The sequence below is a fragment of the Clostridium sp. E02 genome, from assembly GCF_003833015.1.
Taxonomy (GTDB): domain Bacteria; phylum Bacillota; class Clostridia; order Lachnospirales; family Lachnospiraceae; genus Lacrimispora.
Window position 1 is genome coordinate 80,773 of sequence record NZ_RJLQ01000016.1, and the last position, 20,521, is coordinate 101,293.

Sequence of the window (20,521 nt, forward strand, 5' to 3'; positions counted from 1 at the left end):
TCCTTCATTTCAGGTTTTCAAATGATTGATTGATGATCGCATTTTGGAGAAGGCGGCCATTCTTTATATGTTCAATCACGATTTCTCGTCCTCTTTTCTCGTCCACTTTTCCATATAGAACAGGCGGCATGCTATTGGAGACCACTTCCACCACCGGTTCCTGGGCACAATACCCCATACAGCCGGTCTGGGTTACGGAAACATTGACAAGTCCCTGTTTAGCAATTTCATCCAGTATGGCCTTCATGGTCGTTCTGGCACCGCTGGCAATCCCGCAGGTGGCCATTCCCACCCGGACTAAAACCTTATCTTCAGATTCAGCAGTGGACCTTAAGTCTAATTGATCAAGAGCTGCCTGTCTGATCTTTTTAAGATCTTCTATCGTCTTTAACTTCGCCATCACTCAGCCTCCTGATATTCTTTAAGAATTGTTTTAACCTGATTCAGTTCTACTCTTCCATAAACCTTATCATTAACCATCACGACTGGAGCAAGTCCGCAGGCACCAATGCATCTTAGTCCTGATAACGTAAATTTCTTGTCTTCGGTTGTTTCACCTGCCTTAATATTCAAGATTTTTTCAAATTCTCTCATTATCGCTTCAGAACCTCTTACAAAACAAGCGGTTCCAAGACATACGTTGATCACGTACTTTCCTCTTGGTACTGTGGTAAAGTAAGAGTAAAAACTAATCACACCGAAAACTTTCGCACTGGGGATTTCAAGTTTTTCTGCAATATAGAAAATCACATCATTTGACAAATATCCATAGAGTTTCTGCGCCTTGTGAAGTACAGCAATTAACGCTCCCCTTCTGTCTTCCATGTTGTCAATAAATATTTGCAGCTGCTTAAATTTCTCTTGGGTATTGCATTTGCTCTCCATATATTCTCTCCTTTGGGCTTGGTGAAATTCTCAAAATATGTAATTTTATCTAAATTACAAAGATTATCTTTCCTGTTTATCTTGTCTAATATACATATAAAATACAAATAGTTACTTTTGTCCACGCTCAAGCGGTTCCTCATCATAACAAGCAAACAAAAATCACTTTAATGTCATAAACAGTAATAATATAAATATTAATTAAATATCTTTTAATATATCTTATACGTGGCTAAGGAGTACAATGGAATTTGAAAAAAGCAGAACTTATACGAATTTAGGCATAGCCTATAATGAGGAAGCTATTGCCAGTACAAGAGACAGAATTTTTGCTGATATTGCAAGACAAGAAGGGTATATCGAGATAGGGAATATCTATGATGCAACCTCTATCAATAATAAAGAACATGCAAGAATCTGGTTAAGGCAACAAAATCAAGGCACACTTCCAAATACTGCGGAAGCACTTATGCAAACCAGAGAGAATGAATTCAATTTGGCAAATAATCAATATCAGGAATTTGCTAGAATTGCACGAGAAGAAGGGTATATGAATATTGCTGCACTATTTGCAGGTGTTGCCAATATAGACTACAATATTAGTAGCAGATTTTCTACCCTGTACGATAACGTCATGCAGAATGAGGTGTTTTGTAAACCAGTCGAAACGCTTTGGACCTGCATGCAGTGCGGTAATGTCATGTCCGGGAACTGTGCCCCGCTAATATGCCCAGTATGCGGTTTTCCTCAAGGCTACTACCGTTTATATAATGAAAACCTGTAAGATTCCGCCTTCATCTGGATCCTAGAGGGAAAAAGCTTGAGCAAATAAATACCAATTCCTTATAGAACAACAATAGCAGATTAGAAAAATGCGATCCGGCATTTTCTTAATCTGCTATTGTTGTTACAATTCTGATAAAGCATTGTATTTATTTCTTTTTTACAGGGATCCAGATTTCATTGATATACTCTTCAATCCTTTTACGTCTGGGAAAATACATATGATTCAGAGCATATAGAGCCTGCAGCAAATGGTCTAAAGAATTTTCCAAAACCTGGTGATAAAATAACACCTCTTTTCTCAATACCACTCGGGTTATAACAGTCTCAACATGACCCACCACTACCTCCGAAGCATCACTTCCTAGGAAAAAACAGCATCAAAAATGAGGGCTATCTTGGATTAACAGCCCTCAAAAGTACCAAAAATGTCCACGCAAACAAGCGCAAACACCAAATACACAAAGCAAAAACCCCAGAAACCCTATTGTAACAGGTTTCTGAGGCTTTATCATAGAGGCGACAACCAGATTTGAACTGGAAAAGTAAAAATCCACAAAATACCAATAAATACCGGAATCCCTTGTAGTTACAGGGTTTTCTGGTGTTTTTATTTTATCCTAAAATACAAATATTAACCCCGAAAACGAACTATTTATCTTGCTATGCAACACGAAATGCAACACGAAATGCTAAAAAAAGAGACAGGTCATTTCTTCCTCTCTCGTCTCCATTGGCGCAATATGTCTTCGACCTTTTTACCTTCTTCTCGCATTAACTGATTACTAAAGTGCTTAAAACCTTTATCTGTTAAATTCATAATCCTCTTGACCTTATCCAATACTTTTACTTCAATCTTTTCTTTCGTTGTAAATCCTATTGGCTTTATGTAGTCTACTGAAGCAACCTTTTCATTGTCCCCTACTACCCTATCCTTACTTCCTCCTCGACGTTCTGTTTTCTTTTAAGTACTCTATGTTTAAATCAGCTATGAGAACGCATGTTCTTTTTTCCATTTACATTTTATATAAAAGAAAAAGCCCCGGTTTCCCAGGGCTATTTCGTTACTCATTGTATTCGTTTACTTCAACACTTGATATCTGATCGTATGATATGTAATCTTTACGGCTTATGAATGAAGCTCTGTTGTAATCCTTATTAATCACATACGTAGGTCTTGATGTTGGTTTGTCATTATACCATGTTATGAAGTCATTAATCTTATCCATTGACATATTATACTCTTTTCTCACTCCATTTTCCATATTAATAACAAGAAGGGCTTGATTTCCAGTAGTATCTCCTGGATTCGTTGGGTCTCCTGGATTCGTTGGGTCCCCTGGATTCGTTGGGTCCCCTGGATTCGTTGGGTCCCCTGGATTTGTTGGGTCCCCTGGATTTGTTGGGTCTGTTGTATTTGGCTCTATAGCTAAATCATAAATCTGAATGTTATCTATATCTCCAATTAGCGTTTCTTTCACATTTTCAGTATAAGTGCAACAACCAATATGGGGAGATGAACCACATCTATCATATGAATAAAGAGCTGTTGTTTGCGCAACTGGAGTTGTCATATCATCTACAAACAATCTAACTGAATTAGTGTTTTTCGTTCCGTCCCAAGTAAATAAAATATCATGCCATTGTCCATCACAAATGCTTTCAGGTGATTGAATTTCAAAAGTTTTAATACTATTACCTAAATCCGAACGAACATAAAGGCTACCTTGTATTTTATTATTTGTTAGGCTTCCTATCCCCATATAAAATCCTCTTCCGTTAGAACTCATACTATTTATGATTGGTTCAGATTTACTTGAAACTGTTGAAGAATTCTTTCTAAATTTAAGCCTAATTGATTTTGCTCGATCTGATATTTTTCCGGACTTCGTAATTCGAATCCCGTCACCATTCTCAATAAAGTGTTTTGCTTTTCCCTTTCCATTATAACCAGTAATGAATTGATATTCATTGTCGTTTCCATAAGTGCCGCCTTCTTTTTCACTAGCTGAGTCATATATGATCCCACCCTTATCATTATCAAAAGTATACTCATACACAGGTTTAACTTCATCTGCGAAAACAGTAACCTGCCCTAAAAACATTACACTAATCATAAAACATATAACCATTGTTATTTGAATCAATGACCTCTTTTTCATACTATGTACCTCCAAATTTTATCTTACGTAATTATAGTTGTTATAAGCATTCTAAATAAATTATGTACCAGTAAAGAAAGCCATCTAGAAATGGCTTGATGCTGTTTATATAACCGGTTATACTTCTGGAATTATTTTCCATTTAGAATGATAGTATATTATCATCCTGTATTTATTAAAACAATTGGTAACCTTACCAAACAAATTTAGTACTATTTCACTAACCCCGGATATTGCAGCGCACCGTCCTGATCTGGAATAAGATTCACCGGCTCTGTTATCACCCTGCCTTCAGCGTCTACCGCATAGATCTTTCCGGAATTCTCTACAAGCTGTGATTTACAAATACTCCCGTCAGCATTCAGATAATACCAAGCCTGTTTATACTTGTACCAGGTATTAGTGATCATCATTCCAGCGCCATTAAACCAGTACCACAAGTCCTTTTCCTTATCATGGTACCAGTCATTTCTTATACATTCCCCCGTGTCGCCATTATAGAACCGCCAGCCCCCGTCCTCTTCCTTCCAGCCGGATTTCTTTACTTCTGTTTCTGTTAGCGCCGTTTTGAATGCTTCCCATGTATGCTGCGTATGGTTATAAACATAAGGGTTTGGGCAGATCTTTCCCGTTACATCATAATGCCGAATCACATGATCTGCAGGTATGTTATACTTTCCCATAAGCTTCTTGGTTAGTTCGGTTGCCGTCTGCACCGTTGCGTCCTCAAAGTACCAGTCCCGGCTTGTATCTGCTTTATTGCCTTTATTCCGAACACACATTTCAATACCAATGCTATTCGCATTCCTACACTCAGGATGTACATACTTCTTTGCTCCACAATGCCATGCAATGTTATTATCTTCTACGGACTGCCAGACTGATCCATCAAAATCAACGTAATAATGCGCACTGGCTCTCCGGTCAGCTCCGGCGTACCATTTGCAGTTTGCCTCAGCTCCCCCTGTTGCTCCGACATAATGAATCACAATATACTTGATACGGTCTGCTATTCCCTTATTGTGGTTATAAGGTGTGAGTCGTTTATTGATTTGCATATTATTTCCTCCAATTAAAAAAAAACCAAGATTGTCCTGGGCTTTAAGAGTTACGACGGTCGCAACTTATTATTTGGTTACTTCTGCTTTCTTTGTTAGAATGTCGATTGCTTTGGATAAAATGGCAGGAAGGGGAAGGCCCATAAGCCCAGCATTCTCCACGATGGAGATTAACTCATTTGCGATAAATCCGATAATTACTGCATTTCTTATGTAATCCGTACCAATGATCAGATCCAGTCGATAAGCAATAAGAACAAATAAAAGGGTCATGCCTTTTTTGCATAGCCCTCTCCAGCCGGCCCCGGAAGCCAACGCTCCGGAATTAGTCTTCTTGCTTTTCTTGAATACTCCTGCAACCACAAGACCTGATAAAAAATCAATGGCCATAAAAAGGACCAGAGTACCGATTCCCGTATCCCAGCCCCCAAATAAAGACGCTATAATACTTCCGACAACACCTGCGGTTGTACATAGTATATTCTTCATTTTTATTCACCTCATTCCTTCTTCTCATATTCTTTCCCGGTAATTTCCAGAAATTCGTCTGCTGTGATCCAGCGATCTACTGCGTTTTTTACCATATACTCAGACCATAACTGGCAATTGTAAAAGTCTTTTACCATTTCAAATTGTTTATTCATTGCTTACCTCCGTTTTAACTCCTGTCATCATAGAAAGATACTCTATTTTTGCAGTAAGTTCCTTTACATCATCTTCTGTTGTACTTACTTGTTCTATTGCTATCTCTGCTCCATCGTCAGAAATTGTAAAAAATTGATTGTCATGGAATTTATCTCCAATACCTACTGAATAATCATCAATACATATTGCAGTAGCAGTGTCACCATGTGTAGCCCTAGCTATTCTATTAGCCAACTCATAATCATTACATACCATTATATCAACTATTGTATTATCTACTACTTTCGCATAAACTGAATGAATATTTGCCATTATATCCTCCTTAATATCCCCATCTTACAATACATATACCAGAACCTCCATCAGAGCCATGTATCCCGTTCTCATCTCGCCAGCCACACCAGCCTCCGCCTCCGCCTCCGCCAGTATGCGCTGCACCTGGTGAGCCTGCATTCCATCCATCTCTGCCATTGCCACCACCACCGGCGCCGCCGACTCCTCTATAATTTCCTCCATTTGAACCATTGCCACCGCCTCCGCCGCCACCAGCATACAGTGTACCACTTGATTGTCCAAAAGCTCTAGTAGTTGTGTGCTGTCCTATTCCTCCCGGATAGCCGGCGCTTCCACCGTCACTACCATTAGAACCCCCAATACCACCCGGGTAGCCGGCATCTCCAGAAGTACCTCTACCACCTCCAGAACCTCCACCAGAGATGTTTTGTGCAGGCCAATACCCCCCACGCTTACCTCCTTGTGCTAAATAACTACCAAAGTTTGTATTTCCTCCATCACTAGAAGGACTATCTCCTGCAGGACCACCTGCTCCTATAGATACTGCAATTGTTTGCCCAGGGCTCACTCCTACATTCCAATATGTTTTAGTGAATCCACCACCGCCACCATCACCCGCGTGACTACTCTTATATGCGCTGCCACCGGCACCGCCTCCGCCTCCACCTACCAGAAAGACGTTAACAGCATATACTTTTGCTGGTACTGTAAATATTCCAGAACTAATAAAAGTTTGTGTACCTGTAATAGGAATATTATTAATTGCTGTTTGCACATATCCGCCGTAAAATCTGCCAGAACTCGTAGTAATGTAGTTCCACGCTCTAAAGTACCATATACCAGTTCCTAATGTGCCTATATGATATGTCCCAGAGCCTTCATAAAATAGGGTACCATCGTTTGCATTAGTAGGATAACTACCTTGTTTACACATAACACGTATACCAGACCAAGGTCCTACTGATGGTAATGCCCAGGATGCAATAATCTGCTGAGTTGCATACTGGGCTAAATTAAAAGACACAACACTTTGAATTGCTAACGTTCCATCAACCTTAATGCCATTAACATAAGCCGAGTATCCCGATATAATTCTATTAGCAGAAGCTGTTGCTGGTGTCTGGCTTGCCAGACTGTTGGCTGTCACCTTACCGCCACCGTTATGATACCCAGCAGGGATAGCATAACTTCCTCCTGCGTTTAGATTTGGTTTTACCGCTCCACGATTTGGCATGGTACCCGTCAAAGGTTCCCCTTCTTTATCAACAGTCACCTTACCAGTTAACACATCAGGTGCAGTTGCATTTATTACATCCAAATCTGCCCCTCCAACGCCTCCCGGCATCCATATCTTTCCCATTTCTTACACTCCTTTCAGTCCAATTTTTATATCTGTTGCTGGCTTTTTGTAGACCTTGAAAGTAGCCGTACCAGTTCCCAAGGAAGCCGTACCGCTGACCACCAGCCCAAAGGCTTTGCTGTAGGCTTTCTGGGCAGTTGCTGTGGCTCCGTCCTCCAAAGCACTTAGAACTATGGCTTCTGAATCTTTCGTTGCATCTTCAACCGTTACGGTCTGGTAATAGGGAGCAGAACTTCCTTTCCACTCGGAGACGGTCAAGGTTACCTCTGTTACATGGATTAGTTGGTTTACGGCTTCATTGGTTGAGTTGATGTCATTGGCCCCAAATTTATCCCCCTTCTGAGTATAGTTGGTTTCATCTGGTAAGCTGTAAGTTCCGTCCTCGTTTGGAATCAGGCGGTACCTGCGTTGCCCATCATACATGGCATCCTTATAATCTGTTTTTAAACTCATTTAAAAAGCACCTCCATTCAATATTAAAGATAATGTTTTCCTTCCACTGTACCGACTCTGGATATTACTGTAGATCAGGCGGCTGGCCGCTTCGATTCGATTCAGTTCTTTCCAGTCAATAAATGACTGATTATCATAAAAAGTCTGTCTCTCTCCAACTGGAAACGGATAGGTTCCACTGCAGATATGTTCCACATTAACTTCGAACCGGTTGATTTCATCCGCATAAAAACCATAGTCCTCATAGGTCTTATCGGATCCCATCTCTTCAAATTCAAAATCCGGCCAGAGCAAAAGTGCCTGTGACCGGATCTCATTTAAGTTTCCTTTTATGCGATTGTAATCTTCTATATTAAAGAAATCACCGGCCTGCCAGTTAGTCTTTGGCTGTTGCCACATTGCTCATATCCCTCCTTGCCTTTATGGTGCCACTTAAAGCACCGTTGAATTTTAACGTATGATCATACACCCGAAGCAGTAGATCTGGGACATACTTATTTTCCAGAAATGCAATATCATTGGCATCAAGCCGTGGTTCCCCACGATATTGCAGATCATACTCCCGGTCTGCCTTCATATAATCGCCAATCCAGTCCGCCAGATTAGCCCCATGGACCGTATCAGATACCAGGGGATTTTCCCATACTTCAAGTTTGCCAGTCGGGTTTAACTGCCTGCTTACTTTGGTCTGTACCGTAGTGTATTCCCGGCCAGTTATCGACACTTCCACGATCCCTGTAACCCCTATAAATTCCACCGTAGCAAAATAGTTACTGCTGTCTACAATGGTAGCCGTCTGTCCCTCTCCTGTCTCTGTTAGCTCACAGGATAAGTCATAGGAGGGATTGCTAAAGTAAAAGGTATACCGGTTATCAGAAGCCGTTACCGCAATCGTTTCTTTCGCCAGTTCCTTTTTCTCTCCTGCCTGATTGTAAAGCGTTCTAATTACCTGAAATTCTCTTACCTTTGGTAACTGGGTTCCCTTTGGAGTCTTGGTTAATTCATTGCCATATTCAAAAACGTAATCTGTGCGATCCCCAAAGGCGATATTGTTTAGTACCACCCTGTTATTGGGATATCCCTTGGTAAACTCTACGACCAGCTTGTCAAACTCCTCAAATTCATGGCTAATAATCGTTGTTGCGGTAAGATCTGTTAGTTTGTAATCTTCCACCAGTTCCCCATCATGATAGACGTGAAAAACCATCTGTGCAGGATTGTTGCTCCCAAATTCAAGCGTCAATCCAAAGCACTTGAACGAAGCTTCCAGGTTGATTTCCAATGCAGGATTTACGGCAAAGAATCCATCACTCCCTGCCACTGACTCTGATACATACCCAACATTTAGATACGACTCTCCTTCTCCCTGCCTTGGCAGGAAATACTGAGTAGGAGCTACGCTTGTATAGTCTTGTGTGGTCATAGCGTAAGCCTTCTTAACCGCCTTATCCAAAACGGATCCTGCATGACTGAAATAAGCCTCATTATCTGAACTGGATTCCATATCCGGAATAAAGCTGGATTTCAGAAAGATATTCCCCTCCCGATCCTGATAGAGAATACACCGGCCAGCATTGGCTATCAGCTGCAGAGCTTCTTTGTGTGCGACAACCGGCATTGGATTGGTAACCTTCACAGACTTTAAATAACTGTCGATCCAGTAAGTTCTTTTATCAACTCCAGCATCGGAAAACACATCAATCGCCAGATCATAAAGGCTGATTCCATCTGGCCGGTACAATCCCTTATGATAGGTTCCATCCATATATTCAAAACGATCAGAGGCTGAAAAGTTCATCTGCTCATCATCGGCGGACCATTCCTTTAACCGTACCTTTGCGCCCGGAAGCCATTCCACAGAACCGTCATCTAACTCCTGCCCATACAGGACTGAAATACCCTGTCCAATCTCCAAAAAGTTTACGGAGCTTTCTTCGTTTTCTATATCGAAAGCCCGATCCTTATTATTTACGGTCAGACTAAAATCAATGGTCGGCAACTCTTCCATGACCGGACTGATATGCTCCTTTTTTGTAGCAGATAGGATCCGCTGATTGTCAAAATAGATCCCGATCCCCATAGTGATCTTGTGGATCCGGAACCGGCTCTTACCGTTGACCATGACCGATGGGACGAACCTTAGAAAGGTAGCACCTTCAAATATCTCCTCTGTAACAAAATGCTCCTTTGTGTTCCCCGTGACTGATACTACGTTATTGTTGGATTCTATAATAAAATCAACCGGATAGGCTTTCCCAAATTCAATGGTCAAGCCCTTGATATCGTACTGAACCGGAAACCGTATTTCAACCGGTCCCATAAGTTCCTCTGACACAATCCCCTGATTAAGTACCACATCCTCCCTAGTTCTTGGAAGAAAATACATCTTGCTGTTTAAGGTCGTGTAATCCTGATCGCAGGTTGCATAAAGCTCCTTGACCTCGTAATTATCCAGTGGCCATTTTAAATTGCTATAATAAGTACACTGTTCGGACTTTGGAACAAAGGCACTGGACTGGGCCTGCTGATTAATCAAACCGATGGTCACTCGGATATAGGTCTGATTGCGAAGTCTGCCACTTGTTTTCATGTGCTCTTTGTATTGGCTACTTGCTGTCAGCATTATTCCATCACCCCACAGTCTATGATATTTACTTTACAATCCCTGTATAGAATGGGTAGCTCGCCGTTATTAAGTTCTACAGGGGTTGCTGTCCGATTCCCTGGATATACACGAATTGTCATCATCTGATTATGTACCATATCTGGTATTTTTGCGGTTACCACAAATTTATCAAACTCCTGTAGCATAGCTGCCCATGTAGCTGCATCTAAAAACTTCCATTGCAGGTTCTCAAACTTATATTGATCTCTCCCTACTCTCTGGCCAATAAATTCACCCAGCGCATTTTTCCCATCACTTACATTTGTTGCAACAACTAAATTTCCACCAATGTCAGGAGACGGAAACTCCCGACCATTGATTGTTAATACTGCCATAGCACCGCCTCCTTATGTTGTCTTAAGCGTATATCCGCTTCTTTTTTCTAAATCTGATAACTTACTTTTAATCTCACGAATATCAATGTTTACAGTCAAATCCATTGCTTCTATCGCATCAATAATCTTCTGAAGCAGATCGACCATAAGAGCCAGATAATGGTCTGACATATTTTCCGTTGGCATAGACATCGCTTGATTAGCCATAGTCTGTATCTGGTCTGTCGTCCCATTGCTACGTCCCGAAGTTCCGATCAGGGACAGCTGCGGTGTTGCATTGCCTACAATGGCGCTCATACTGGAAGCTAGTGGAGCAATGGCTGATCTCATTCCATACTGTACAGCCCTGGTAATTCCTTCTGTGATCTGCATATTATTGGCAACGGCCGCCTTACCTCCCCAGTTTCCAACCATTTCTGGATTGCCGTTTTCATTCGCAACAAACAAACTTCCGGAAGTAGGGAATCCTCCGGTTGCATGGCCCTTCACACCTGGTCCACTATTTACGTGCACCTTTCTTCTTCCAGGACCAGAAGAATCTTTTTTGTTCTCTTTTTCCTCATCTTCCTCTGCATCTTCTTGAGCTTTGCTAAACACATTTTTCACTCCGTCAACCACATCATCAAAAACTTTTCCAACAATACCAGCTATTTTACCTAACCAATCAGTGATATCTGTCCAGATTGCTTTCATGCCATCCCATAGTTTATTCATGACACTCTTGCCGATTTCCAGCATTTCATCCAACTTAAATACGTCTTTGATTTTCTGCCAAATTTCATCAAACCAAGTCTTAATTGAATTCCACTTTTCTTCAATGGTGGATTTAACACTATCCCAGATCTCAGATAGCTTATCCCGGAGGGCTTCAAAGATTTCAGAAGCTTTGCTTTTAATTGAATCCCATATGTTTGACGCAAACGTCTTAATGCCATTCCATACTACTTCCCAAATACCTTTTATTACATCAAGAACAGTCTTTATAATTGAACTTATTACGTTTATTGCTATGGAAATTATGCCCTTCATAGCGTCCCAAATGCTGTTAAAGAAGGTTTTGATCCCCTCCCATGCCTTATGCCAATCGCCAGTGAACACACCGACAATAAAATCTATAAGGCCACCAAGAGCCGTTAAAATATCTCCTATAACTTTACTTACCCCCTCAAAAAACAGAAAAAAGCCATCAATGACATTTTGAATAAACTTAGCAATGATAGGCGCTGCAGTATCCATAAACCATAAGATAAAGGGCAATAAAATCGTTTTCCACAGGGTTGTAATGGCGTCTGCAACTTTACTCCCAAACTCCATGAACTTGTCAATTAAAGGCGATAGGTACTGTTCTCTAAACTCTTGAAAGCGCTCAGACAATTCTGTCAATATGGGAAGGAAGTAAGTGTTATAAATTTCTAAAAATTTTGTTGCCATCTCTGTAAATCCCTCTTTAAAAGAATCAATCATGGGTTTTACATGAGCGTCGTAAGTCTCGTTTAACTTTGTAAAAACTTCTTCTACGATAGACTTTATTTCAGTGAAAATAGGTTCCACTGCTGAAAAAGTGTCTTCGAGCGTCCGCTTAATTAATTCCTTGTTTTCAATAAAAGGGGCTGTAATAACATCAATTAAATCTCGGGCTAGCTTACCAACGAGCTCCGTAGCTCCCATAAAGGCACTTGTGAATATTCCTATAATATCTGCTGTGATCTGCTTTGCGCTATCGCTTTGAAACGCTGAGAAGATAGTGGCAAGAGCGGTATTGGCATTCCCGTAAATGTCAGCAATTTCACCGCCAATATCAAACATGGAAATCATGAACTTCTTTATGCGATCACCGTTTTGCTCTAAGTACTTATCAATTCCTCCTAACAGGTTATCCGCAATGGTAGCCCCTATGGAAGCCATGCTCCCCGCTGTCTTTCCCATGCTTAGTGCAACTCGATTTCCAAAGTCCTCTGCGGAAGCCAGAACTGTCTGATCCGTAAAAATATCTTTTAAACTTTGTCCAATGCCCTGTACTGATTGTTTGATATTATCCAGTACTGAGGTATCTCCAAAGCCAATATTAAAACCACCTTTAAAATGACTTTCCAATTCCCTGACTTTATCAATCAAGGATTTATACTTGTTCTCTAACTCTTCCGGCTTGGTGGCATCCTGCTCTCCCATATCAAACTCATCCGTTGCATAATCACCGGTACCTCCTCCACCGGAACTACCACTGTCAGAACCCGTATCAGGGTTAATGACATTCAATTCATCAATCCCAGTGGACATTCCCTTGATATCTTTAGCTGCCTTTTTAGCTGCTCCACCCGTTCCGCTGACTGCTCCAGAAGCTTTATCCGCAGAATCGGTAACAGCTTCCATGCCTGAAACAGCTGCAGCCGATGCGCCACCGGAACCTTTCTTTCCAGATACCAGTTCCGTAAACGATTTAAATGCATTCGCAAGGCTCATCAGCTTTCCAATAATTGTATTAATCACTTTAATGACTGGAGTAAGAACATTGATGAGTCCCTGTCCGATAGTTGCCTTTAGGGAGTCAAACTGTAGCTTTAAAATACGCACCTGATTGGCCCATTGATCACTGGTCCGGATAAAATCCCCGGAAGCCAGGGTCAGTCGATCTTGCACAAATTGATATCGCAAGGCTACTTTTTCGGCTTCCGACATCTTGGCCGTTACTTTTCCGTAGCCATTGGCCATAGCATAAGCATCTAAGGCATTCTGGGTCATGACAATGCCCAGATCTTTTAACGTTTCTGTTTCCCCAGTATATACGGATTTTAACTTTGTATATGCCTCGTCTTGAGAAATGTTATAAAAAGATGCCACATCGCCAGACAGGCCAGTTAGAGTTGTGGACATGTCATAAGCCGCCTTTTCTGAAAAACCGAAGGCTTTCGACATGGCTCCAAATGTACCTGTGAATTTCTTGGCCATAGTTTCGGACAGACCAAAAGACTGTGCGGCATTTTGAGCAAAATCATTTACCTGCTTTTTCATATGGGGAAATGTTACATCAACTACATTTTGTACCTCTGTCAGATCAGATCCCAGTTTAATGCAGGAAGCACCAAAATCTACTATTTTCTTAACCGCAAAAGCAGCCGCCAGGGCTCCCCCTATTTTCGTGGCAAACCCTGACATTTGGTTGGCTAAGGAATTCCCTGCCCTCCCTGCGGTTCCCTGAATGCCAGCCATTTGTCTATTGAAACTATTTTGATTAACAACCAGGTCAAGTCCTATCTGACCCACGCTTTCAGCCATTACTTACTCACCTCCTATCCACACAGCTGCGCAAACATCTGTTCCAATGCTTCCATCTCCTGCTCATATGTTACTGAAGACATATTTTCCGCCTTCCGGTTCCTCCAGGCATCATAAATGCGCTTTTGATCTTTGTTAAAGTTCTTGATCACACTTTTATCCGTCTCTGATCGAATAGCAACCATACGCCCAATAGGGGTTTCAGGAGCCATTCCGGAGAGCAAGGTCTTAAACTCGTCCCAGCTTACGGTTTCAAAATCTTTGGTACGAATACGCAACCCGTACTGCGTCATAAAACTGGAAACAATTAAGTCCCAGTCTTCAAATAGATCGTAGTACGGGTCACTGCTCTCCCTGGCTAATGTCCTCCCCTGTAATTAAACCGACTGCTTCCTGAACCACCACAATCAGATCATTAAAGTTAAGCCCCAGTTTTTCAATTTCCTTTTTTGACTTTTCCGGAAACATCATGTCGTAGGTTTTTAAAATCTCATTTACTCCCGGATCTTTTGCACCCATGACTCCCATAACCTTTAACATTGTAGGGGCATCTGCGTTTACTTCCAGTTTCTTTCCCTTGATCATCAATGAAGGGTTTCCTTCAAATGTGAGTTTATCCGTAATATCAACCACTTTTGCCATAGCTTATTTCCTCCTTATTTTGTTGACACTGTTGTTTTAGCTATTGTTTTAGCTGCTTCTGTAAATGTTGGCTTACCTTTACACTTCACTTCAAATTCCAAAGCGTCTACTGCCGTACTATCTCCACCTGCGGGAGTGGTTACGTTAATGATCGCATCAAAAGACACGATCGCACCGGAAGGCATTTCCCATTCAAATGGCGCCATCACGTCATTCCCGGATTTCCATGCAAGACCTGCCACGTAATCATTGCCCGGATCTCCGTAAGTACGCTTACCCTGGAAGGAGAATGACAGTTTTTTACTGGTCATCATAGCATTGCCCCAGCCTTCGTGCTCCATGGCATTCCACTCTTCTACACCCCCCTCAATGCTGGGAGCAAAATTCGTCAGATTTGCGATCATGATCATAGTGTCCTTTAGTCCGTTTAAGCCGACTTTAAACTTGTTGTTATTTACCGGATATACCTTAGCTTCTGACATAAATATCACCTGTTCCTTTCATAAATAAAATCCAGCCAAATAACATATTCATACACCCCTGTATCATCTGACCCAACGTCTTGCGGTTCGGGAACCATCAGACGCAGATAGTTAATATGGATATCTCCTATGGTAAGGCTGGATACACTTCTTAGTTTCTCAAATAAATTATAGGCCGTTTTTTCTGTCTCATCTTTGCTTTTGCTCCAATGGATCAGGAGTGATACGGGCTTCGTGTCGTAGGTGGTACATTCTAGACCGCCTATAGCAATGTTTGCAGGACCGGAAATCGGCCGGCTGTAAACCCCGATAGACTTTTGCTTTTTGTTATCCAGCTTTCCAATGTAAACATTATCATCTGCCACAATCTCCAAACCAGATATATACTGGCGGATATCTTTTAAGGCCAGCATCACACACCACCTACTCTCTTATAAAATTTCTTAAATGCCTTAGGAGCAAAATCTTCTTTGCTTCCTCCAGGTTCCCAGTCTTCATACCAATGTCCCTTTGCGTTGGGGTTCTCGTCAGTTTGGAACTTATATTCCGGGTGAAAGTACAAACGTCTCGCATAAGGGGTACTGGTCACAAGCTGAACCTTTCCTTTGGAGGAATCCGAATAATCAGCAAAGAAACTTTCACCCTGCAAATTACCGGTATCAAATGGTACCACCTGAGCTTGTATAACTTCAGTATGCAGTGCTTCCGCTGTCATTTCTAAAACTGTAACAGCCGCCTGTGTTAACTTCCTAATACGTGGCATATTCATTTTTACCGTTGACCTCACCTGCATCAGATCACCTCCAGGGTGCAAAAGTTCACTGTTCCATCTGGATTCCGGTTCTTTGTTCCTTGCTCAATCCGTCGATCTTCCCCAAATATAGTAACGGTACCCCCGCTTAGGGTTGGGAAGTCTGGCGCAATATCACCGGGGAACATAGCCCTTCCGGTTATCTGTATCAACTTTTTCTCTGCAGTAAAGATTGTCTTTGTTTTATCTTGGAAGTTACATTTTAAGTCTGGAAGATCTGCCATGTACTTTGGCTCTCCTAGGTTGTTGAGCTCCTCACTTTCCAGATGGACATGGATATCTGTCTTGCAGAGCCTTTTTGGTACAAGACAAGGGTATTTCATAGACACCTCGCAATCCTGCAACACAAGCCTGTCTGGGATAACTGGGCATATACATCTCGTTTCATAGCCACACCTTTATCCATGAATACATTCCAGGAGCTCCCAAACTGAGCTGATACCCCATTAATACTATAGCTGGACAGGATTGTGTTAATCTCATCCGAATTTTCGTATTCGAAATCTGCTTGCTGACAGATCACTTCCTGAATGACTTCCTGCTGGAACTCAGTTAAACTAGAAATTCCCCGGCCCACAATGCGGTTGTAGGTCAGGGAATCAATATGCCGGCTGGCTTGTCGAAGTACTTTTTCCAGATCTTCATCTGGTACAATATCACCTTTGTATATATCTTTGTAATATTCCGGAGTTGCGTAAGGCTGATATGCCATCTTATTCACCTGCTTTCTGGCTTCTAGTTCTTCCTTTCTTTGTCTCCTTATCAGGTTCTTTTTCCGCATTTACTTCCGGGGCTTCGGGATTCTCCTCTTGAGGTTCCCTTAGATCTTTTGCAGGATCAGGATCTCCTGATTCCGGTAAATCCCCTGCTTCATACCCATGGCTTTTGAACCAATGTAACAGGCGCGGATCCTCTGTCTCTCCCACGCCATTGCAAAATGGTACGCTGGCAGACGTACCTGTGTACTGTTTATTGGGTGAAAATACTTTCATAGAATACCTCCTTATTTCACTTTAATGCCACGGAACACACCTGCAGCTTTGGAAGCTTTTAATGCGATTGCAGCATTCATTTCTACTTCACCAGTCTTTACAGCTCCCGCGGTAGAGAAATCAGGCAACCATGTTTGTACTGGTGCTACTCCTGCAAAAGATACACCATGAAGTCCGTCCAGAGCTAACCTTGCTGCATAAAGAGATGTGATTCCTTTTGTTCCATCAATCGATACAACATCATCATTGGTTCCTGGCTTTGTTCTTAAGTCTACGAAGGGAATATTTCCATAGGACTCTACATTGGTTCCCCAATCAGTCTTAGTTACCTGATACATAGAGGCACGTCTTGCACAAGCCCGAAGTTTGGAAATCAGCTTCGTATTCCCGGCAATGAACGACGGTTCTCCGTCCAGCCCTCTAAGGAATTCATCTAACATATCTAAAAAGTACTGGAAATTGTCAGTCACCAATTTTGAAGTGGACAGGTCGATGGCGGTCTCACCGGTGTTGTATTCTGTAGAACTACCGGTTAAAGCTTTGTCCAGTCCGTCAAAAGCGTCACTGTCCACCGCACTGTCACCGTTAATAAATGTATCATTAAATAATGCCTGTGCTGCTTTAATCTTCTGGGTTTGCTGCAGCTCTAACTCCGATACGATACCGCCCATATTTGCAATGACACGGTCAATCTGATAAGAACCCCCAAATACCTTAATGTCCACGGAATGACGTTCCTTGGTAACTTCACTCGGTGTGTATTCCTTATTGATCTCACGGAACTGTGCGGTAGGTTGCGTTTTCAACCTTGTATAAGAATAAGTCGGGGTTGCTCCGCCACCGGTAGGGGATACGGTATCATCAAAAGTAAGGTGATCCAGAATCCAGTTGGATTTACGGAATTCATCAATAACTCCCATTTGCAGGTCGTCCTGCACATTTTTTCTTGCTTCTGCTAACGTAATAGCCATAATTCATTCATCTCCTTAATTATGTATTTGAAGGTATTTGTGATTGAAGCTTGGCTTCAATTGCCGACTTCATATCAACTTTACCTTCATCGGTTTTTAGTTGCTGTTGGGTCCGTTGTCCAGGAGCACCCAATGGTCGAAACCCTGGCTTCGGATCTGTATCTGGTTTAACCTCTTTAAACAGGAATGGCTTTGACTCTTTGATAGACTTAATCTGCTCTTCCAGACCAGTAACTTTACCGTCATCACCCAGAATAAGCTTAGATTTATCGAATAAACCGGTTACCAATTCCGTGTCTTGAGCTGTATCTCCCAGAGTAAACTTAATAGCAGCATTCATTTTCAGTTCCTTAACCTCTCCCTCATAAGTCTCTTTGGCTTTTTGATTTTCTTTCTGCAGGTCATCAATCTGTTTTTTCAGTTCTTCGTTGTCTCCGCTGGATTTTTTTATATCTTCCAGTTGAGTGTCGCGCTCGGTCAACTGACCTTTCGTCTGTTTCAGTTCTTCCTTTACCTGTTCTAGGTTTCCTTTGGAATCTTCAATGTCTTTGCCGTTCTCTGCCATGATTTTGTCCACGGTCTCCTTGTCCAGCCCCATGTCTTCTAAGTATTTACGTTTCATATGTGTTACTCCTTTCTCGCTACGCTTTTTACGGGGTTGCTTCCCTGCGTTGATAGTTTTACGTCATTCCGGACAATTTTAGGTACAAAAATAACACCCAGGGATTCCTGCGTGCTTAGTAGCTTGCCTCTCATTGCGATATCGCAACTTGTATCTAAAAATACCACCAGCCAATTTACTGACTAGCGGTATTAAATCCTACCTTGTTTTTTCAATTCTTCAATTTCTTCTCTTGTGAGTTTTTTGGGTTTCAATGGCTCTGACATTTTTTCTTCCCAATTTTTTCTTTCTTCTTCATTCATTTCTTTCAAATATGAACTCATGGCAATACCTCCAACTCAATTTTGTCTTCTTGATTTAATATTACTCTGTATATACAGTCCTTGTCAAGGAGCAGCTCTCTTTGCTTGGGAAATTCACTGATTTTTTCAATATATGCCCCGGCTGTTCCTTTTGGTGCAAATATAGCAATTTGGCACTTCTTTTTTAATGCTCTTCCCGGTATTACCGAAGTACTTATAAATTGTTGCCAGGCAAATATATCTCCTTCTATAAAATCTGTTAACGGATTGATATCCATGTTTCTATAACAAATTACATCTTGTTTAAGCCTACGCTTCTTCAATGCTCTTGATATCACATCTGAATACCTCATGATTTCAGGATCTTTTTTCAGATCTCCTCTTAGCATTGCATTAAGCTTTAAATAAAATTTGTTATTATCAGGCTCAAAGGAATTATAGGTATACTTCCTTATTGCATGGGATTCCTCATCTGTAAGAATTCCTATCCACTCATCATATTCTTCTCTAAGAACGTTTACCACTGTATCCTGTGGAACTGCCATAAAATTCCCCAACGGTTGTTTCGATTCCATATACTCATTACTATCTAAAGGACCAGTTTTAAACCTGACACGATTCCACTGTTTAACTTTCCTTTGATTGTGTTGTTGATTTTCTTGATCCAAAGAATACTCTGCAAGTCTACCAAATCTTTCAGCCTGTCTCTTTGCATATTGCTGTTTAATTTCTCGTTTATGTGACTTATCTATCTTATCAATCTCTTCCCTTGTCCAAACATCGTCTGCTGTTGAGATCCCTGGGAAGTAGGTGCTGTGACTATCCTTACACCTTGGATGATAAAGCCCTTTTTTAATGGCTGTACTCATAAGATGATATTTTCCATCGGAAGCCTTTCCATTCGACCACACATCGTCAATCAAAACTTTTCCCACAAAAGGGAGACACTTGGGGCAGGGATTTCCCCGCTTGTTCACTATAACGGTACTGATTCCCCACTCCTGCTTCTTTTCCCCTTCTCCTTGCAAATATGCACGTTTGCTGCCGGTTCGAATTGCCATGTCTGCATAATCTGAAAGGGTATGTCTTGCACCATTTTTATACTCTACACAGTTAAGACCTGCAGAGAGCATATTCTTAGTAGCCATATCAACAGCTTTTTCATAAGTACCGGCTCCGGTGTTAGCATATACCTGGGCGTTAAAAATAGCCTTACGATACTGGTCGTTTGCCATTCGTAAGACTGCTGTCTCTGCTTTACTCATATCGTTGCTGGTTGCTTTAGTAAGTGCCTCCAACTTTCTTGTATTCAACTTGAAAAACTCAGCCTGTACACTGTTTGAAGCGTGCTTATAATTCTTGAATCCATTCTTGATGGCTCTAAGGATTTGTGCCTCCTGTTTCATGCCTCCCTTTTGTCTAGCCTGCCAGATAAGTCCTTCCATTTGTCTATTGATGTCCTTAAACCGCTTGCTGTATTTCTTTTGGTTCTCATGCTTATACTTTTCCAGTGCCTTAAGCTGTTCCGTCTGCCACATGGACCAATCATAACCTTCTTTGGTTTCTTCTGCCCGATGACGACCCATGTTCCGAATCATGGAAGAGATTAGTTCCTGCTCTATGGCTTCAAAGGCAGCACCGATGTCATACTCTTTCATATAATCACCTACCGTTTGAGTACACTTTGTACCCCTGTCCTTTAAATTGCCGGGTCAGTTTTTTTAGCTTGGTAACACTTTCGCATTTATCACATCGAAGCTCCGCATAGCTCTTTTTTTCAACTGCA

The 20,521-nt window shown here is 41.6% G+C and carries 26 protein-coding genes; 1 reads left to right on the plus strand and 25 read right to left on the minus strand.

The window, feature by feature from the left end; all coding sequences use genetic code 11:
* Positions 1-4: 4 nt before the first annotated feature.
* A complete protein-coding gene (locus tag EFT72_RS13100) occupies positions 5-400 on the minus strand; it encodes a (2Fe-2S) ferredoxin domain-containing protein (protein ID WP_124067371.1) in 396 nt (131 codons plus the stop codon).
* Positions 400-885, minus strand: coding sequence for an NADH-quinone oxidoreductase subunit NuoE (gene nuoE, locus EFT72_RS13105; RefSeq protein WP_124067372.1), 486 nt, complete (start codon positions 883-885; stop codon positions 400-402). Before nuoE ends, EFT72_RS13100 begins: the two co-directional genes overlap by 1 nt.
* Before the next feature lie 244 nt (positions 886-1,129).
* Here nuoE and EFT72_RS13110 point away from each other — a divergent pair, with 244 nt between their 5' ends.
* Entirely contained in the window at positions 1,130-1,669 is a 540-nt protein-coding gene (locus EFT72_RS13110; protein WP_124067373.1) for a rubredoxin-like domain-containing protein, read from the plus strand.
* A 1,063-nt stretch (positions 1,670-2,732) separates the two neighbouring features.
* Here EFT72_RS13110 and EFT72_RS19490 read toward each other — a convergent pair.
* The 23 genes from EFT72_RS19490 to EFT72_RS13220 form a co-directional block, all read right to left on the minus strand.
* Positions 2,733-3,830, minus strand: coding sequence for a LamG-like jellyroll fold domain-containing protein (locus tag EFT72_RS19490; RefSeq protein ID WP_124067374.1), 1,098 nt, complete (start codon positions 3,828-3,830; stop codon positions 2,733-2,735).
* A 212-nt stretch (positions 3,831-4,042) separates the two neighbouring features.
* A complete protein-coding gene (locus EFT72_RS13120) occupies positions 4,043-4,888 on the minus strand; it encodes a peptidoglycan recognition family protein (RefSeq protein ID WP_124067375.1) in 846 nt (281 codons plus the stop codon).
* A 69-nt stretch (positions 4,889-4,957) separates the two neighbouring features.
* Complete coding sequence (locus tag EFT72_RS13125; RefSeq protein WP_124067376.1) at positions 4,958-5,377, minus strand: phage holin family protein; 420 nt, start codon at positions 5,375-5,377, stop codon at positions 4,958-4,960.
* Positions 5,378-5,388: 11 nt separating this feature from the next.
* The gene (locus EFT72_RS13130; protein WP_124067377.1) at positions 5,389-5,532 is read right to left on the minus strand and encodes an XkdX family protein; all 144 of its coding nucleotides are present in this window, start codon (positions 5,530-5,532) and stop codon (positions 5,389-5,391) included.
* Positions 5,525-5,845 (minus strand): hypothetical protein, encoded by a 321-nt coding sequence (locus tag EFT72_RS13135; RefSeq protein ID WP_124067378.1) that lies wholly within the window; start codon positions 5,843-5,845, stop codon positions 5,525-5,527. Before EFT72_RS13135 ends, EFT72_RS13130 begins: the two co-directional genes overlap by 8 nt.
* A 10-nt stretch (positions 5,846-5,855) precedes the next feature.
* Positions 5,856-7,187: a glycine-rich domain-containing protein gene (locus EFT72_RS13140; protein WP_124067379.1), complete on the minus strand. Its 1,332-nt coding sequence runs from the start codon at positions 7,185-7,187 to the stop codon at positions 5,856-5,858.
* Between the two features lie 3 nt (positions 7,188-7,190).
* The gene (locus EFT72_RS13145; protein WP_124067380.1) at positions 7,191-7,640 is read right to left on the minus strand and encodes a hypothetical protein; all 450 of its coding nucleotides are present in this window, start codon (positions 7,638-7,640) and stop codon (positions 7,191-7,193) included.
* Positions 7,641-8,039 carry a hypothetical protein gene (locus tag EFT72_RS13150; protein ID WP_124067381.1) on the minus strand — a complete coding sequence of 133 codons (399 nt, stop codon included), beginning with the start codon at positions 8,037-8,039 and terminating at the stop codon, positions 7,641-7,643.
* Positions 8,017-10,263, minus strand: a complete 2,247-nt coding sequence (locus tag EFT72_RS13155; protein WP_124067382.1) for a hypothetical protein — start codon at positions 10,261-10,263, stop codon at positions 8,017-8,019. The genes EFT72_RS13150 and EFT72_RS13155 overlap by 23 nt, the downstream gene beginning before the upstream one ends.
* Positions 10,263-10,640 carry a hypothetical protein gene (locus EFT72_RS13160; protein WP_124067383.1) on the minus strand — a complete coding sequence of 126 codons (378 nt, stop codon included), beginning with the start codon at positions 10,638-10,640 and terminating at the stop codon, positions 10,263-10,265. The genes EFT72_RS13155 and EFT72_RS13160 overlap by 1 nt, the downstream gene beginning before the upstream one ends.
* Before the next feature lie 12 nt (positions 10,641-10,652).
* Positions 10,653-13,913, minus strand: a complete 3,261-nt coding sequence (locus EFT72_RS13165; RefSeq protein WP_124067384.1) for a hypothetical protein — start codon at positions 13,911-13,913, stop codon at positions 10,653-10,655.
* Positions 13,914-13,927: 14 nt separating this feature from the next.
* Positions 13,928-14,206, minus strand: a complete 279-nt coding sequence (locus EFT72_RS13170; RefSeq protein ID WP_243110013.1) for a hypothetical protein — start codon at positions 14,204-14,206, stop codon at positions 13,928-13,930.
* Positions 14,207-14,255: 49 nt separating this feature from the next.
* Positions 14,256-14,555 carry a hypothetical protein gene (locus EFT72_RS13175; RefSeq protein ID WP_124067386.1) on the minus strand — a complete coding sequence of 100 codons (300 nt, stop codon included), beginning with the start codon at positions 14,553-14,555 and terminating at the stop codon, positions 14,256-14,258.
* A 14-nt stretch (positions 14,556-14,569) separates the two neighbouring features.
* Positions 14,570-15,037, minus strand: a complete 468-nt coding sequence (locus tag EFT72_RS13180; protein WP_124067387.1) for a hypothetical protein — start codon at positions 15,035-15,037, stop codon at positions 14,570-14,572.
* Between the two features lie 5 nt (positions 15,038-15,042).
* Positions 15,043-15,450: a minor capsid protein gene (locus tag EFT72_RS13185; RefSeq protein WP_124067388.1), complete on the minus strand. Its 408-nt coding sequence runs from the start codon at positions 15,448-15,450 to the stop codon at positions 15,043-15,045.
* Positions 15,450-15,830 carry a hypothetical protein gene (locus EFT72_RS13190; RefSeq protein WP_124067389.1) on the minus strand — a complete coding sequence of 127 codons (381 nt, stop codon included), beginning with the start codon at positions 15,828-15,830 and terminating at the stop codon, positions 15,450-15,452. Before EFT72_RS13190 ends, EFT72_RS13185 begins: the two co-directional genes overlap by 1 nt.
* A complete protein-coding gene (locus EFT72_RS13195) occupies positions 15,830-16,072 on the minus strand; it encodes a hypothetical protein (RefSeq protein WP_243110014.1) in 243 nt (80 codons plus the stop codon). The genes EFT72_RS13190 and EFT72_RS13195 overlap by 1 nt, the downstream gene beginning before the upstream one ends.
* Before the next feature lie 95 nt (positions 16,073-16,167).
* A complete protein-coding gene (locus EFT72_RS13200) occupies positions 16,168-16,560 on the minus strand; it encodes a hypothetical protein (protein WP_124067391.1) in 393 nt (130 codons plus the stop codon).
* 1 nt (position 16,561) lies between these two features.
* Entirely contained in the window at positions 16,562-16,840 is a 279-nt protein-coding gene (locus EFT72_RS13205) for a hypothetical protein (RefSeq protein ID WP_124067392.1), read from the minus strand.
* Positions 16,841-16,851: 11 nt separating this feature from the next.
* On the minus strand, positions 16,852-17,811 hold the full coding sequence (locus EFT72_RS13210) for a major capsid protein (RefSeq protein WP_124067393.1): 960 nt from the start codon (positions 17,809-17,811) through the stop codon (positions 16,852-16,854).
* A 19-nt stretch (positions 17,812-17,830) separates the two neighbouring features.
* Positions 17,831-18,433 (minus strand): phage scaffolding protein, encoded by a 603-nt coding sequence (locus tag EFT72_RS13215; protein ID WP_124067394.1) that lies wholly within the window; start codon positions 18,431-18,433, stop codon positions 17,831-17,833.
* A gap of 191 nt (positions 18,434-18,624) precedes the next feature.
* Complete coding sequence (locus EFT72_RS19700; protein ID WP_243110015.1) at positions 18,625-18,756, minus strand: tRNA (adenine(58)-N(1))-methyltransferase non-catalytic subunit TRM6; 132 nt, start codon at positions 18,754-18,756, stop codon at positions 18,625-18,627.
* Positions 18,753-20,393, minus strand: a complete 1,641-nt coding sequence (locus EFT72_RS13220; RefSeq protein ID WP_124067395.1) for a phage minor capsid protein — start codon at positions 20,391-20,393, stop codon at positions 18,753-18,755. The genes EFT72_RS19700 and EFT72_RS13220 overlap by 4 nt, the downstream gene beginning before the upstream one ends.
* Positions 20,394-20,521: the final 128 nt, after the last annotated feature.